The sequence below is a fragment of the Arthrobacter sp. ES3-54 genome (assembly GCF_029504395.1).
Classification (GTDB): Bacteria; Actinomycetota; Actinomycetes; order Actinomycetales; family Micrococcaceae; genus Arthrobacter.
The window spans coordinates 271,185-284,697 of record NZ_JAQFIF010000006.1; the positions used below are offsets into that span (position 1 = coordinate 271,185).

Consider the following 13,513-nt stretch of genomic DNA (forward strand, 5'->3'; position numbering starts at 1 on the left):
CTATTTCTGCTTCCCGGATTCTTTGGCTGACGTTTTCTCTGATTTCTTCTCTGATTTCTTATCCAGAAAAGCCTGCATACGGTCGAACTTGGCCTGGGACTCGAAGAGGATCCCCTGCGCCAGCTGGTCAATGAGGGGATGCGCCTCGGCCGGGGCGTGGAACACGGACTTGGTGATCCGCACGGCTAGCGGGTCCTGCGTGGCAATCCTGTCGGCGAGCCGGTGGGCGGCGTCCATCAGCCCGGACGGTTCATGGATTTCGGTGATGAGATTGACGGCGAGGGCACGTTCTGCGCGCAGCACGGCACCGGCCAGCAGCATTTCCTTGGCGACGGGCTCCCCCACGAGTTCCTTCAGGCGCCAGCTGGCACCGGCGGCGGCCAGGATGCCGAGGCCGGTTTCGGGATTGCCGATCCGGACTGACGGGGTGCCGATCCGGAAGTCGGCGGCGTAGGCCAGTTCGGCGCCGCCGCCGAGGCAGAAGCCGTCCAGGGCTGCGATGACGGGCATCGGCAGCTTGGCGATCCGGACGAAAATGGTGGAGTTGATGCCCTGCAGGGCATCGTCGCGGCGCCGTTCGCGCAGCTGCCCGATATCGGCGCCGGAGGCGAAGACCCCGTCCGTGCCGGCGATGATGAGTACTTTCGGTTGCTGCTCGAGATGGGCGCAGACGGTGTGGAGTTCGTCGACCATCTGCTGGTCGATCGCGTTGCGGACCTCGGGGCGGTTGAGCACCACCACCACGCGGTCCTCGCGCTCGTCGACCAGGAGCGTGCTGAAGCCAGCCGCTTCGAGGGCCAGTGCCGCGGCCGCCACTACACGCGCTCCAGCAGCATGGCCGTGCCCTGGCCGACGCCGATGCACATGGTGGCGAGCCCGATCTTCGCGTTTTCGCGTTCCATCCGCCCCAGCAGCGTGATGGCGATCCGGGAACCGGACGACCCCAGCGGGTGGCCCAGGGAGATCGCGCCGCCGTCGCGGTTCACAATCTCCGGGTCGAGGCCGAGCCGGCGCATGCTGGCCAGGGACTGGGTCGCGAACGCCTCGTTCAGTTCGACGGCGCCGAGGTCACCGACGCTGAGCCCGGAACGGGCGAGCACCTTCTGGGTGGCCGGGACCGGACCGATGCCCATAATTTCGGGCTCGCAGCCGGCAGAGGCGCCGTCGATGATGCGGGCCCGCGGTGTGAGGCCAAGCTTCTGGATGGCGGCTTCCGAGGCCACGATGATGGCGGAGGCGCCGTCGTTCAGGGTGGAGGAGTTGCCTGCCGTGACGATCGAGCCGCCCTTGACTACCGGCCGGAGCCCGGCGAGGACGTCCATGGTGGTGCCGGCGCGGGGGCCCTCATCGGTGTCCACCACGGTCTCGCCCTTGCGGGACTTGACGGTCACGGGGACGATTTCCTCGGCGAAGCGGCCGGCGGCTATGGCGGCCAGGGACCGTTCGTGGGAGCGGACGGCGAAGGCGTCGGCGTCCTCCCGCGAGATGCCGTCAACCCGCCCCACTTCTTCCGCCGTCTCGGGCATGGAGTAGGTCATCTTGCCGTCCCGGGAGAGCTCGCCCTTGGTGAACTGCGGGTTGACGAAACGCCACCCGATGGAGGTATCGAAGATTTCGCCCGGCTTGGCGAAGGCGGTTCGGGGCTTTTCCTGGACCCAGGGGGCCCGGCTCATGGATTCGACGCCGCCGGCGATCACGATGTCCGCGGCGCCGGACTTGACCATGTGGCTGGCCATGATGATGGCGCTGAGCCCGGAGGCGCAGAGCCGGTTCACGGTGATCCCGGAGATGTGGAGGGGCAGTCCGGCAAGGAGGGTGGCCATCCGGGCCACGTTGCGGTTCTCTTCGCCGGCGCCGTTCGCGTTGCCGAGGATCACCTCGTCGATGGTGTCCGGATCGACGCCGGCTCGGGCTACAGCCTCGCGAACCACCAGTGCGGCCAGGTCATCGGGGCGGACTGCGGAGAGGGCGCCGCCGTAGCGGCCCACGGGGGTGCGGGCGCCGCCAACAAGAAAAGCCTCGACCATGAGAACATCCTTCACCAAGAAAGCGGGGTCGGCAGCAGAGTAAATTACCGACCGTTCGTTCTATAAAGATTACACGGCGGGGCAAGGGGGTCAACCGGATGGCGCCGGATTACGCGACGACGACGCCCAGATGGGCCGCGAGCAACGGGGCGAGCAGGGTGAGCTGGTAGTCGTCCACTACAAGGCCGGCCAGGCTGCCCAGTCCGCTGATCGTGCGGAAATCGGTGCCCCGGAGGTCGAAGTCCTTGAGCCGGGCGCCGGTGAAATCAAGGGTGCCGATCGTGCAGTTCTTCAAGGCGACGCGGGTGGCGGTGCAAGAGCCCAGATCCAGTTCGTTGATGATGCAGTCGCTGATCTGCACGTCCGTGAGCTTGGACCCGCGCAGATTCACATAGTCGAGTTTGCCGCCGTCGATCCGCACCGACTGCCAGCCGCTTTCATAGAGCTCCGCCGATCCCCAGCGGGGGTTGCCGATCTCCACATCCCGGAGGCTGGCCCGGGCCGCCGTCAGCACCGGAGCGTAAACCTCGGTCAGGATGCAGTCGCGGAACGTGGCGCCGCGCAGCTGCGTCTCATTGAAGGACACTCCGGTAAATTCGCATTCGGCAAAATCCGTGGCGCCAAGGTCCAGGCCGTCTGCCGACGCGCGGCTGTACCGGACGCCGTCGTACCGTTCACCGCGCCGGAACTCCGGGGCAGGATCGTCCCGCAGCTCCCCCGGCCGGACCGGTGCGAGGCGGGGGGCTGTGACCTTGGGAGCTTTGTCCGCCGCAGCGCGCCGCACCGTCACAGGGACTCGGCTTTGGCGGCGATGTCCGCCAGGTCTTTCGCAAGCGCCTTGCGGGTGATGCGCATCCCCAGCAGGCCGAACACGGCGAGCATGATCCTGCTGAACCGGGTCGGCCTGATGACTTCGGCGCCGAAGGTCAAGGTGAGATCCGTTCCGCCGTCGCGCTCCGCCAGCGCAAACCTGGAGGTGTAGTCGGCGCCGCCCTGGAGGGCTTTCACTGTCGTGGTGCCGCCACGGCCACTCGACGGCGCCTCGGCCTGGGAAACCCACATCTCCACCGTTTCCGAGCGCCCCAGCATGGTGCGGGTTTCCTTCCATCGGGTGCCCACGGCATAGGGTCCGTCGGTGAGCATCTGGATCGAATCGACGCCGGACAGGGTCGCGGCAGATCCAGGAATGTCCGACACCACCTTCCAGACCGAGTCCGCCGGAGCCTTGATGTGCTGCGTGAGAGTGGTCTTGTGGTCCATGACCTCGAGCCTATCGGATCACCGCGCGGCACCCCCTTGAATTAGTAAGCATGCTTTGTGTTATGGTGTTCGGACAGTGAATTTCAACCGGAAACGAAAGGTGGCCAACACCATGGGTATCGGAGACAAGATTCAGAACGAAGCGGAGAACCTGGGCGGCAAGGCCAAGGAAGCTGCCGGAAACGCCACGGACAACGACCAGCTGCGCGCCGAGGGCCAGAAGGATCAGGTTGTAGCCGACGCGAAGAAGGTCGGCGAAAACGTCAAGGACACCTTCAAAAAGGACTAGTCCTTCCAAACTTTGCGGCGCCGGATCTTCCTTTGGGGGATGTCCGGCGTCGCTTTTTTGTGCCCGTTTGCGAGAATGAGCCCACACAGCCGACAAAGGGGACACCATGGCACGGACCGATGCAGACCACGGCCAGCCCGCCAGCCGGGATCTCAGCAACGTCGACTTAAGCAGGGCCAGTGCTGCCGCCGGCGGCTCCCCGGTGCTGCGCGGATATCTGGCGCCGCCGGAGGGCGAGGGGCCTTTTCCTGCGGTCCTCATGGTCCATGAGGCCTTCGGCCTGGACGACATCACCGTCCGCCACGCCAACCGCATGGCGGCGGCCGGCTACCTGACGCTGGCCGTTGACCTGTACAGCGACGGCGGCGCCCGCCGCTGCCTCGTGGCCACCATGCGTGCGCTGGCGGCGGGCGAGGGCCGGGCCTTCACCGATCTGGCCACCGCCCGGGACTGGCTGCGGGAATCCGGCCGGACCACGGGCAAGGTCGGCGTGATCGGTTTCTGCATGGGCGGCGGCTTCGCCCTGCTCCTGGCCAATGACGGCTTCGACGCCGCCGCCGTCAATTACGGCCGGCTCCCCAAAAACCCCGAGAAGGCCCTCGCCGGCGCCTGCCCGATCGTGGCCAACTTCGGCGGCAAGGACCGCACCCTGCGGGGCGGGGCCGCGAAACTCGAGTCGGTACTGGACCGCCTGGGCGTGGCCCACGACGTCAAGGAATTCCCGCACGCCGGGCACGCCTTCCTCAACGACGTGGAGACCGGGCCGAGGGCGCTGCGGCCGCTCTTCCGGGTCATGGGGATCGGCCCGGATCCGGAATCGGCCCCGGAAGCCTGGCAGCGGATCGAGGACCACTTCGCCCAGCATCTGAAGCCCTGAGCCCCCGTGCCAGACGGTGCGTGGGTGCTCAGGCGTCACGACGCATGAGTGCTCAGGCCGGCACGGGATCGGGATGTCTGCGTTTGTCCCGGCTCCCCGCGTGACGACGCTCGATCCCAGTTACTCGGTGCCGGACCCCGCTTCACCTCCACGCACCCCCAGGATTGTGCGGGTACGTGGAGGTGCGGTCAGCAGCAACTGGGCGGGAGCGTCACGGCGCCATCGGATGGTGCCGCATGCCGGCGGTTAGCCCGCGTGGTTCTGGAATTCACGGGCGCGGTTGCCTGCCCGCAGGAGGGGCGCGAAGAACGCGGCGAGTTCCGCCGTCGCCGTCAGCGGCAGGACGTTCGCCACGTACTGGTCCGGCCGTACCACCACCACGACGCCGCCGCGGTCGATGCCGCGCAGCTCGAAGATATCCGCCGTCGGATCCGTGGCGTAGACCTTCTCGAGGTAGGGGAGCTTGAACGGCCCCACTTCCGGCTTGAACACTGCAGGGACGGAGCCAATGTCGATGCCCGTGTGGTCCTGCTGGTAGATCACCTTCACGTCGAACCACGCGTCACGATCGGCGCCCGCCGGCGTGGCGGCGAGCGGCGAATCCGGGGCATTGGCCAGCCACGCGGCCAGGTCCGTGGTCGGTGACGGGGCTCCAGGTGCAGCCGAATCCGCGAAGACGTAGATGCGCCACCGGCCGTCCGCCGTTGCCTGGTGGCCGAGCTGGAGCGGATTGGTGTCGCAGACGCGTTGAACCGGCGCGGACTTGAAGCGCTTGCCGACGGGAAAGCCGCTGGCCAGGTTCTGGTGCGTCGCCTCGGCGACGATCATCGACGGCGAATACTCGGTCATGAAGCCCGCGGGGAACTCTGCGGTCCGCACATAGAAGTCCTCGAGCTCGGAGGGGTTCTCGAACTCTTCGGGCTTCTTCGCCATGAGCGTCGACCACACCTTGTCGAAGTCGATGAGGTTCTTCGCGACGACCTGCCGCTCGGCCGAGTAGGTGGAGAGCAGGGCCTCCGGACTGCGGCCTTCGAGCACGTGGCCGAGCTTCCAGCCGATGTTGAAGCCGTCCTGCATGGAGACGTTCATACCCTGGCCGGCCTTGGCGCTGTGGGTGTGGCAGGCGTCGCCGGTGATGAAAACGCGTGGCGTGCGGGTGCCGAGCTCCTCCGGGAGGACGTCGTCGAACCGGTCGGTGAGGCGGTGGCCGACCTCGTACACGCTATGCCAGGCCACGTTGCGCACGTCGAGGGTGTAGGGGTGGATGATCGCGTTGGCCTTGGCAATGATCTGCTCGATGGTGGTTTTGCGGACGGCGCCTTGATCGTCTGCGGCGACCTCGCCGAGGTCGACGTACATGCGGAAGAGATGCCCTCCCTCGCGCGGGATCAGCAGGATACTGCCGCCGTCATGGGACTGGATGGCGCACTTGAGGCGGATGTCGGGGAAGTCCGTGGAGGCGAGCACGTCCATGACGCCCCATGCGTGGTTGGCCTGGTCGCCGGCCATGGTGCAGCCGATCGAAGCGCGGACCTTGCTCCGGGCCCCATCCGCACCGATAACGTACTTGGCCCGGACTGTGCGCGTTTGGCCCTCGTTGGGGCCGGCGGTGTGGAGGAGGGACACGGCGACGGGGTGCTCCCCCTCGTCGGCGACCTCGAGGTCGAGGAACTCGTAGCCGTAGTCGGGCGACATGCGCGTAGGCGCGTTTGCCATGAACTCGGCGAAGTAGTCCAGCACGCGTGCCTGGTTGACGATCAGGTGCGGGAACTCGCTGATCCCGCCCGGGTCGTCGAGTGTCCGGGCGCTGCGAACGATGTTCGCGGGGTCCGCGGGGTCCGGCTTCCAGAATGCCATTTCGGTGATGCGGTAGGCCTCGGCGATGATCCGCTCGGCGAAGCCGAAGGCCTGGAAGGTCTCGACGCTCCGGGCCTGGATGCCGTCGGCCTGCCCGATGGCGAGCCTCCCGCCGCGGCGCTCCACGATCCGGGTGGTGATGCCCGGAAACTGGGACAGTTGGGCGGCGGCGAGCATACCTGCGGGCCCGGTGCCCACGATGAGCACGTCCACCTCGTCAGGAAGCTGGGCGGGACGATCGATGCCAACGCCGGCGGCCGGCTGGACTCGCGGGTCACCGGATACGTAACCGTGGTGGTGAAAATGCACGGGCTTTCCTCACTTCGTTGTGTGGCGGTCTTTCAGCGTCGCATGTGTTCGATAATCGAATTTGATGTTCGATAATCGAATTTTCGTCTATGATCCAGAACTGTACGGCAGATATGACGCGGGTTACAAGTACTTTGAAAACCCTCGGAAGCGGGGGTTGACGATCCGCACTTGCTGGGTCATAGTCATCGTATACGATTTCGTACTCGATGAGGAGACATTCTTGGAAAAGGTCACCGACCACACCCTGGCCGCGGCCCGCAAAGTCATCGCGGTGCATATCAACTACCGCAGCCGGGCAGCCCAGCGCGGCCGCACCCCGGAGCAGCCTTCCTACTTCCTGAAGCCGTCGTCGTCCCTAACAGTCGGTTCGGCAGCTGCCCCCTCAACCGTGGAACGCCCGGCCGGCTGCGAACTCCTCGGCTACGAGGGCGAAATCGCTTTGATCATCGGCAAGGCTGCCCGCCGGGTGGACATCGAGGACGCCTGGAGCCACGTCGAGTGGGTCACCGCCAGCAACGACCTCGGCGTCTATGACCTCCGCTACGCGGACAAGGGCTCCAACCTCCGCTCCAAAGGCGGCGACGGCTTCACTCCGGTGGGGCCGGGCCTGATCGCCGCAGACGCAGTCGATCCCGCAAAACTGCGGATCCGGACCTGGCACAACGGCGAGCTGGTCCAGGACGACACCACCGGTGACCTGCTGTTCCCGTTCGCCCGGCTCGTGGCCGATCTGTCCCAGCTGATCATGCTCGAAGAGGGCGACATCATCCTCACCGGCACCCCCGCCGGGGCTTCGGTGGCCGAGCCGGGCGACGTCGTCGAGGTGGAAGTCAGCGCCGGCGAACTCAACGCACTCTCAACCGGCCGGCTGGTCACCCGTGTTGAGGAAGGCACGACGCCGTTCGCGGACTTTGGCGCCCGGCCCAAGACCGATGACATGCAGCGGGAGGAGGCGTACGGCTCCCGTGAGGCGGCAGGCCTTCCGGCGCATACACAAGAGGCGCCGGCTCCCATCCTGTCCCCGGAGCTGAAGGCGAAGCTGGAAAGCGTCTGCACGGCCACCCTGTCCTCCCAGCTGCGCAAGCGCGGCCTGAACAACGTGAGCATCGACGGCCTGACCGCGACGCGATCGGAGAAGCGGATCGTGGGCCTGGCCCGGACCCTGCGCTATGTCCCAAACCGCGAGGACCTCTTCACGGCCCACGGCGGCGGCTTCAACGCCCAGAAGAAGGCCATCGATTCCGTCAATGAGGGCGAGATCCTGGTGATGGAAGCCCGCGGCGAAAAGGGCACCGGCACCATCGGCGACATCCTGGCCCTCCGCGCCCAGGTCCGCGGCGCCGCCGCCATCATCACCGACGGCGGCGTGCGCGACTTCTCCGCCGTGGCCGCCATGGACATGCCCACTTACTATGCCAACCCGCACCCCGCGGTCCTTGGGCGCCGGCACATCCCGTGGGACACGGACATCACCATCGCCTGCGGCGGCACCACCGTGCAGCCCGGGGACATCATCGTGGCCGATGCGGACGGCATCCTGGTGATCCCGCCGGCCCTCGCCGAAGAGCTCGCGGACGATTCCATCGCTCAGGAACGCGAGGAAACCTTCATCGCCGAAATGGTGCAGCAGGGCCACAGTGTGGACGGCCTCTACCCGCTCAATGCAGCATGGCGAACCCGCTACCAGGAATGGGAAGCCGGCAAAACCCATGACTGACACAGCCATCGCCGCAGGCACCCAGACAGTCAGCAAGTCAGAGCAGGCCTATGTGACCGTCAAGTCCCGGATCGTGGACGGGACCTACTCCCCCGGCTACCGGCTGGTGCTGGCGAAGATCGCCGAGGACCTAGGCGTCAGCGTGGTGCCGGTCCGCGAAGCCATCCGCCGGCTCGAGGCCGAGGGCCTGGTCAAGTTCGAGCGGAACGTCGGCGCCACCGTGTCCGGCATCGACCCCACCGAGTACCTCTACACGATGCAGACCCTCAGCATCGTCGAGGGCGCCGCTACGGCTCTCTCGGCTCCGTTGATCGGGGAGGCGGACGTGGCCCGCGCCCGGGCCGTCAACGCCGAGATGCGCGAATGCCTGCAGCACTTCGATCCCGTCCGGTTCACCCGGCTGAACCAGGACTTCCACAGCGTTCTGTTCGAGCACTGCCCCAATCCGCACATCCTGGACCTCGTCCACCGGGGCTGGAACCGGCTCGCGTCCCTGCGATCATCCACGTTCCGCTTCGTCCCCGGCCGCGCGCACGAATCCGTGGACGAGCACGAGGCGCTGCTACAGCTCATCGAGTCCGGCGCCAGCCCGGATGACATCGAAAAGGCCGCCCGCCGGCACCGCAGCGCCACCCTCGACGCGTACCTCGCCCAGGCGGCGGCAAACGACCTCCCGACCCCGCAGACCACACAGCAGTAAGGAAAAACAATGACGTTCACTGCCGCAGAAACCAAATCTCACTACGTTCCGCAGGACCTTCCCACCCACATCCAGCACTACATCAACGGCAAATTCGTTGATTCGGTGGGCGGGGCGACCTTCGATGTCCTGGACCCGGTCTCCAACCAGAACTACGCCACCGCCGCCGCCGGCCAGAAGGAAGACATCGACCTCGCCGTCGCCGCCGCCCGCGACGCGTTCGTCAACGGCCCGTGGCCGAGGATGAAGCCCCGCGAGCGGGCCCGCGTCCTGAACAAGATCGCGGACGCCGTCGAAGCCCAGGAGGCACGCCTGGCCGAGCTCGAAACCTTTGACACCGGGCTGCCCATCACCCAGGCCAAGGGCCAGGCGCTGCGCGCGGCCGAGAACTTCCGCTTCTTCGCGGACCTGATCGTGGCCCAGTTCGACGACGCCATGAAGGTCCCCGGCGCCCAGATCAACTACGTCAACCGCAAGCCGATCGGCGTCGCGGGCCTCATCACGCCGTGGAACACGCCGTTCATGCTCGAGTCCTGGAAGCTCGCCCCGGCCCTGGCCACCGGCAACACCGTGGTGCTCAAGCCGGCCGAATTCACTCCCCTGTCCGCCTCGCTCTGGGCAACGATCTTCAAGGACGCCGGCCTTCCCGACGGCGTGTTCAACCTCGTCAACGGCCTCGGCGAGGAAGCCGGCGACGCCCTCGTCAAGCACCCGGACGTGCCGCTGATCTCCTTCACCGGTGAAACCACCACCGGGCAGACGATTTTCCGCAACGCCGCGGCCAACCTCAAGGGCCTGTCCATGGAGCTCGGCGGCAAGTCCCCGTGCGTCGTGTTCGCCGACGCCGACCTCGACGCCGCAATCGACTCCGCGCTGTTCGGCGTCTTCTCCCTCAACGGCGAGCGCTGCACCGCCGGCTCCCGGATCCTGGTGGAGCGCGCCGTGTACGAGGAATTCTGCGACAAGTACGCCGCCCGGGCCAAGAACATCGTGGTCGGGGACCCGCACGACCCCAAGACCGAGGTCGGCGCGCTGGTCCACCCGGAGCACTACGCCAAAGTGGCCTCCTACGTGGAGATCGGCAAGTCCGAAGGCCGGCTGCTGGCCGGCGGTGGCCGCCCGGACCACCTCCCCGAGGGCAATTACATCGCCCCGACCGTGTTCGCCGACGTCGCCCCGGACGCGCGGATCTTCCAGGAGGAAATCTTCGGCCCCGTCGTCGCCATCACACCCTTCGATACCGACGACGAGGCCCTGGCCCTGGCGAACAACACCAGGTACGGGCTCGCGGCCTACATCTGGACCCAGAACCTGACCCGGGCGCACAACTTCTCGCAGAACGTCGAGGCCGGCATGGTCTGGCTCAACAGCCACAATGTCCGCGACCTGCGCACCCCGTTCGGCGGGGTCAAGGCCTCGGGCCTGGGCCATGAGGGCGGCTACCGGTCCATCGACTTCTACACCGACCAGCAGGCCGTCCACATCACCCTCGGCACTGTTCACACTCCTAAATTCGGCGCCTAAGTTTCCAGCCCGCGCCAAGCAGCCCCCTTTCAAAGAAGAGAGAACGCCATGACCAACTTCGTCCCCACCCCCACCGTCCCGGCCCCGGACATCGTCCGCTGCGCCTACCTGGAACTCGTGGTCACGGACCTCGCCAAGTCCCGCGAGTTCTACGTGGACCTGCTGGGCCTGCACGTCACCGAGGAAGACGAGAACACGATCTACCTGCGGTCCCTGGAAGAGTTCATCCACCACAACCTGGTGCTGCGCAAGGGCCCCGTGGCCGCTGCTGCCGCCTTCGCGTACCGGGTGAAGTCCCCGGCGGAGGTGGACGCCGCCGAGGCCTACTACAAGGAACTGGGCTGCCGCACCGAGCGCCGCAAAGAAGGCTTCACCAAGGGCATCGGCGACGCCGTCCGCGTCGAGGACCCGCTCGGTTTCCCCTATGAGTTCTTCTACGAAACCGAACACGTCGAGCGCCTCACCCAGCGCTACGACCTCTACTCCGCCGGCGAGCTGGTCCGGCTGGACCACTTCAACCAGGTCACCCCGGACGTCCCGCGCGGCCGCAAATACCTTGAAGACCTGGGCTTCCGCGTCTCCGAGGACATCAAGGACTCCGACGGCGTCACCTACGCCGCCTGGATGCACCGCAAGCAGACCGTGCACGACACCGCATTGACCGGCGGCAACGGCCCGCGGCTGCACCACATTGCCTTCGCCACGCACGAGAAGCACAACATCATCCAGATCTGCGACAAGATGGGCGCCCTGCGCATCTCCGACCGCATCGAACGCGGCCCCGGCCGGCACGGCGTCTCCAATGCGTTCTACCTCTACATCCTGGACCCGGACGGCCACCGCATCGAGATCTACACGCAGGACTACTACACCGGCGACCCGGACAACCCCACCATCACCTGGGACGTCCACGACAACCAGCGCCGCGACTGGTGGGGCAATCCTGTGGTCCCCTCCTGGTACACCGAGGCTTCCCTGGTCCTGGACCTCGACGGCAACCCGCAGCCCGTCATCGTCCGCGAGGAAAAAAGCGAGATGGCCGTGACCGTGGGCGCCGACGGCTTCTCCTACACCCGCAAGGAAGAGGACGGCCCCGCCGGCGAAAAGACCGGCTTCAAGCTCGGAGCGCAGGTTTAGCGTGCTGGATCCCGCGACGATCGAGGCCATCGCAGACGAACTGCTGGAAGCCGGGCGCTCCCGGACCCCGGTCCCCCGCCTGACGGCCCGCTACCCGGACATGACGGTGGAGGACTCCTACGCCGTCCAGCAGCTGTGGCGGCGCCGCAACGAGGACGCCGGCCGGACCCTAGTGGGCCGCAAAATCGGCCTCACGTCCAAGGCGATGCAGGCCGCCACCGGCATCACCGAACCGGACTACGGCGCCATCTTCGATGACATGGTGCTCGAAACGGGATGCTCGGTGCAGTGGGACCAGTACACCCACCCGCGGGTCGAAGTGGAACTGGCGTTCGTGCTGAAGAAGGACCTGGCCGGACCCGGCTGCACCATCTTCGACGTCCTGAACGCCACCGACTACGTGGTCCCGGCCCTGGAGATCCTGGATTCCAGGATCGAAATGGAGGGCCGGACCATCGTGGACACCATCGCCGACAACGCCGCGATGGGCGCCATGGTGGTGGGCGGAAACCCCGTCCGCCCCGACGCCGTGGACCTCCGCTGGGTCTCCGCCATCCTCTACAAGAACCAGACCGTGGAGGAAACCGGCGTGGCCGCCGGCGTCCTGGACCACCCGGCCAACGGCGTGCACTGGCTGGCGAACAAAATTGCCGCCCACGGGGACGGCATGAAAGCCGGCGACATCATCCTCGCCGGATCCTTCACCCGGCCCCTCTGGGTTTACAAGGGCGACACCGTCCACGCTGACTACGGACCGCTGGGGAGCATCACATGCCGCTTCGAGTAGAACCCGACGCCACCTTCCGTGACGCCCTGGCCGCGGCAGACCGGCCGCTGGCCGGGATGTGGGTCTGCTCCGGCAGCCCGCTGGTGGCAGAGCTCTGCGCCGGGGCCGGCCTGGACTGGCTCCTGATCGACGCCGAGCACAGCCCCAACGGGCTCGAATCCGTCCTGGCCCAGTTGCAGGCGGTGCACGGTTACCCGGTCCGGGCGATGGTCCGCCCGCCGGTGAACGACACGGTGCTGATCAAGCAGTACCTGGACCTGGGCGTCCAGAACCTGCTGATCCCCATGGTGAACTCGGCAGCCGAGGCGGAGGCCGCCGTGGCCGCCACCCGGTACCCGCCGCACGGCGTCCGCGGCGTGGGCTCGGCCCTGGCCCGGGCGTCGCGCTGGAACCGGATCCCGGACTATCTCGCCCGTGCTTCCGAAACCGTGAGCGTCACGGTCCAGATTGAATCCGAAGCCGCGGTTGCGGCCGTGGAGAACATCCTGGCGGTGGACGGCGTGGACGCGATTTTCCTGGGACCTTCCGACCTCGCCGCCTCCATGGGGCTGCTGGGCCAGCAGGAACACCCCCAGGTGCGCGCCGCCGTCGAACACTGCGTTGCCGCCGCCAAAGCGGCCGGGAAACCCGCCGGTGTGAACGCCTTCAACCCCGCCACCGCGCACCACTACATGGCAGCCGGCGCAGCGTTCGTGTTGGTCGCGGCCGATGTGTCCATCCTCGCCCGCGGCTCAGAAGCCCTCGCCGCCGAATATATCCGGACGGACCCGGTGGTTGAGCCTGGCGACGCCCCCGCCAGCTACTGAAGATCCGCGGCGTCACAACGCGACGGCGGCAACCACCTGGTCGAGGTCTTGGGTTCTAACGGTCGTTGCAACACCCGAAGTTTTGGGAGTTGCAACGACCGTGCCTCGTTTAATGGATGGTTCATCGGAACCTCAGAAACATACGAGATCAACTGCTCAGCAGAGGGAGGGTTTCTTCAGGGTCTTTGATCGAACCGGAAGTGTGACGGACGCCGCCGCA

13 protein-coding genes are annotated in these 13,513 nt (G+C 66.8%); 8 read left to right on the forward strand and 5 right to left on the reverse strand.

Annotated features, from left to right (window positions below):
- The 4 genes from M2428_RS13520 to M2428_RS13535 all read right to left on the reverse strand — a co-directional run bounded on the left by M2428_RS13520 (position 1) and on the right by M2428_RS13535 (position 3,287).
- Positions 1 to 801: an enoyl-CoA hydratase/isomerase family protein gene (locus M2428_RS13520; protein ID WP_277526478.1), complete on the reverse strand. Its 801-nt coding sequence runs from the start codon at positions 799 to 801 to the stop codon at positions 1 to 3.
- Between the two features lie 14 nt (positions 802 to 815).
- Positions 816 to 2,027 carry an acetyl-CoA C-acyltransferase gene (locus M2428_RS13525; RefSeq protein ID WP_277526455.1) on the reverse strand — a complete coding sequence of 404 codons (1,212 nt, stop codon included), beginning with the start codon at positions 2,025 to 2,027 and terminating at the stop codon, positions 816 to 818.
- Between the two features lie 109 nt (positions 2,028 to 2,136).
- Entirely contained in the window at positions 2,137 to 2,817 is a 681-nt protein-coding gene (locus M2428_RS13530) for a pentapeptide repeat-containing protein (RefSeq protein ID WP_277526456.1), read from the reverse strand.
- Positions 2,814 to 3,287, reverse strand: a complete 474-nt coding sequence (locus M2428_RS13535; RefSeq protein ID WP_277526457.1) for an SRPBCC family protein — start codon at positions 3,285 to 3,287, stop codon at positions 2,814 to 2,816. Before M2428_RS13535 ends, M2428_RS13530 begins: the two co-directional genes overlap by 4 nt.
- A 112-nt stretch (positions 3,288 to 3,399) precedes the next feature.
- Here M2428_RS13535 and M2428_RS13540 point away from each other — a divergent pair, with 112 nt between their 5' ends.
- Both M2428_RS13540 and M2428_RS13545 read left to right on the forward strand, forming a co-directional pair.
- Complete coding sequence (locus M2428_RS13540; RefSeq protein WP_277526458.1) at positions 3,400 to 3,576, forward strand: CsbD family protein; 177 nt, start codon at positions 3,400 to 3,402, stop codon at positions 3,574 to 3,576.
- A 106-nt stretch (positions 3,577 to 3,682) separates the two neighbouring features.
- Positions 3,683 to 4,453 carry a dienelactone hydrolase family protein gene (locus M2428_RS13545; RefSeq protein WP_277526459.1) on the forward strand — a complete coding sequence of 257 codons (771 nt, stop codon included), beginning with the start codon at positions 3,683 to 3,685 and terminating at the stop codon, positions 4,451 to 4,453.
- A gap of 246 nt (positions 4,454 to 4,699) precedes the next feature.
- Here M2428_RS13545 and M2428_RS13550 read toward each other — a convergent pair whose 3' ends face one another.
- On the reverse strand, positions 4,700 to 6,619 hold the full coding sequence (locus tag M2428_RS13550; protein ID WP_277526460.1) for an FAD-binding monooxygenase: 1,920 nt from the start codon (positions 6,617 to 6,619) through the stop codon (positions 4,700 to 4,702).
- Between the two features lie 223 nt (positions 6,620 to 6,842).
- Here M2428_RS13550 and M2428_RS13555 point away from each other — a divergent pair, with 223 nt between their 5' ends.
- Genes M2428_RS13555 through M2428_RS13580 form a run of 6 tightly spaced genes read left to right on the forward strand, consistent with a single transcriptional unit; the run spans position 6,843 to position 13,293 of the window.
- The gene (locus tag M2428_RS13555; RefSeq protein ID WP_277526461.1) at positions 6,843 to 8,339 is read left to right on the forward strand and encodes a fumarylacetoacetate hydrolase family protein; all 1,497 of its coding nucleotides are present in this window, start codon (positions 6,843 to 6,845) and stop codon (positions 8,337 to 8,339) included.
- Positions 8,332 to 9,039, forward strand: a complete 708-nt coding sequence (locus M2428_RS13560; protein ID WP_277526462.1) for a GntR family transcriptional regulator — start codon at positions 8,332 to 8,334, stop codon at positions 9,037 to 9,039. Before M2428_RS13555 ends, M2428_RS13560 begins: the two co-directional genes overlap by 8 nt.
- Before the next feature lie 9 nt (positions 9,040 to 9,048).
- Positions 9,049 to 10,563 (forward strand): 5-carboxymethyl-2-hydroxymuconate semialdehyde dehydrogenase, encoded by a 1,515-nt coding sequence (hpaE, locus tag M2428_RS13565; protein WP_277526463.1) that lies wholly within the window; start codon positions 9,049 to 9,051, stop codon positions 10,561 to 10,563.
- Positions 10,564 to 10,611: 48 nt separating this feature from the next.
- A complete protein-coding gene (gene hpaD, locus M2428_RS13570) occupies positions 10,612 to 11,700 on the forward strand; it encodes a 3,4-dihydroxyphenylacetate 2,3-dioxygenase (RefSeq protein WP_277526464.1) in 1,089 nt (362 codons plus the stop codon).
- Between the two features lies 1 nt (position 11,701).
- Positions 11,702 to 12,487: a 2-oxo-hept-4-ene-1,7-dioate hydratase gene (gene hpaH, locus M2428_RS13575; protein WP_277526465.1), complete on the forward strand. Its 786-nt coding sequence runs from the start codon at positions 11,702 to 11,704 to the stop codon at positions 12,485 to 12,487.
- Positions 12,472 to 13,293 carry an HpcH/HpaI aldolase/citrate lyase family protein gene (locus M2428_RS13580; RefSeq protein ID WP_277526466.1) on the forward strand — a complete coding sequence of 274 codons (822 nt, stop codon included), beginning with the start codon at positions 12,472 to 12,474 and terminating at the stop codon, positions 13,291 to 13,293. The genes hpaH and M2428_RS13580 overlap by 16 nt, the downstream gene beginning before the upstream one ends.
- Positions 13,294 to 13,513 lie beyond the last annotated feature (220 nt).

Coding starts and splice junctions, on each gene's coding strand:
- M2428_RS13540 (WP_277526458.1), top strand. CDS start 3,400: ATGGGTATCGGAGACAAGATTCAGAACGAAGCGGAGAACCTGGGCGGC.
- hpaE (WP_277526463.1), top strand. CDS start 9,049: ATGACGTTCACTGCCGCAGAAACCAAATCTCACTACGTTCCGCAGGAC.
- hpaD (WP_277526464.1), top strand. CDS start 10,612: ATGACCAACTTCGTCCCCACCCCCACCGTCCCGGCCCCGGACATCGTC.
- M2428_RS13545 (WP_277526459.1), top strand. CDS start 3,683: ATGGCACGGACCGATGCAGACCACGGCCAGCCCGCCAGCCGGGATCTC.
- M2428_RS13580 (WP_277526466.1), top strand. CDS start 12,472: ATGCCGCTTCGAGTAGAACCCGACGCCACCTTCCGTGACGCCCTGGCC.
- M2428_RS13560 (WP_277526462.1), top strand. CDS start 8,332: ATGACTGACACAGCCATCGCCGCAGGCACCCAGACAGTCAGCAAGTCA.
- M2428_RS13535 (WP_277526457.1), bottom strand. CDS start 3,287: ATGGACCACAAGACCACTCTCACGCAGCACATCAAGGCTCCGGCGGAC.
- M2428_RS13525 (WP_277526455.1), bottom strand. CDS start 2,027: ATGGTCGAGGCTTTTCTTGTTGGCGGCGCCCGCACCCCCGTGGGCCGC.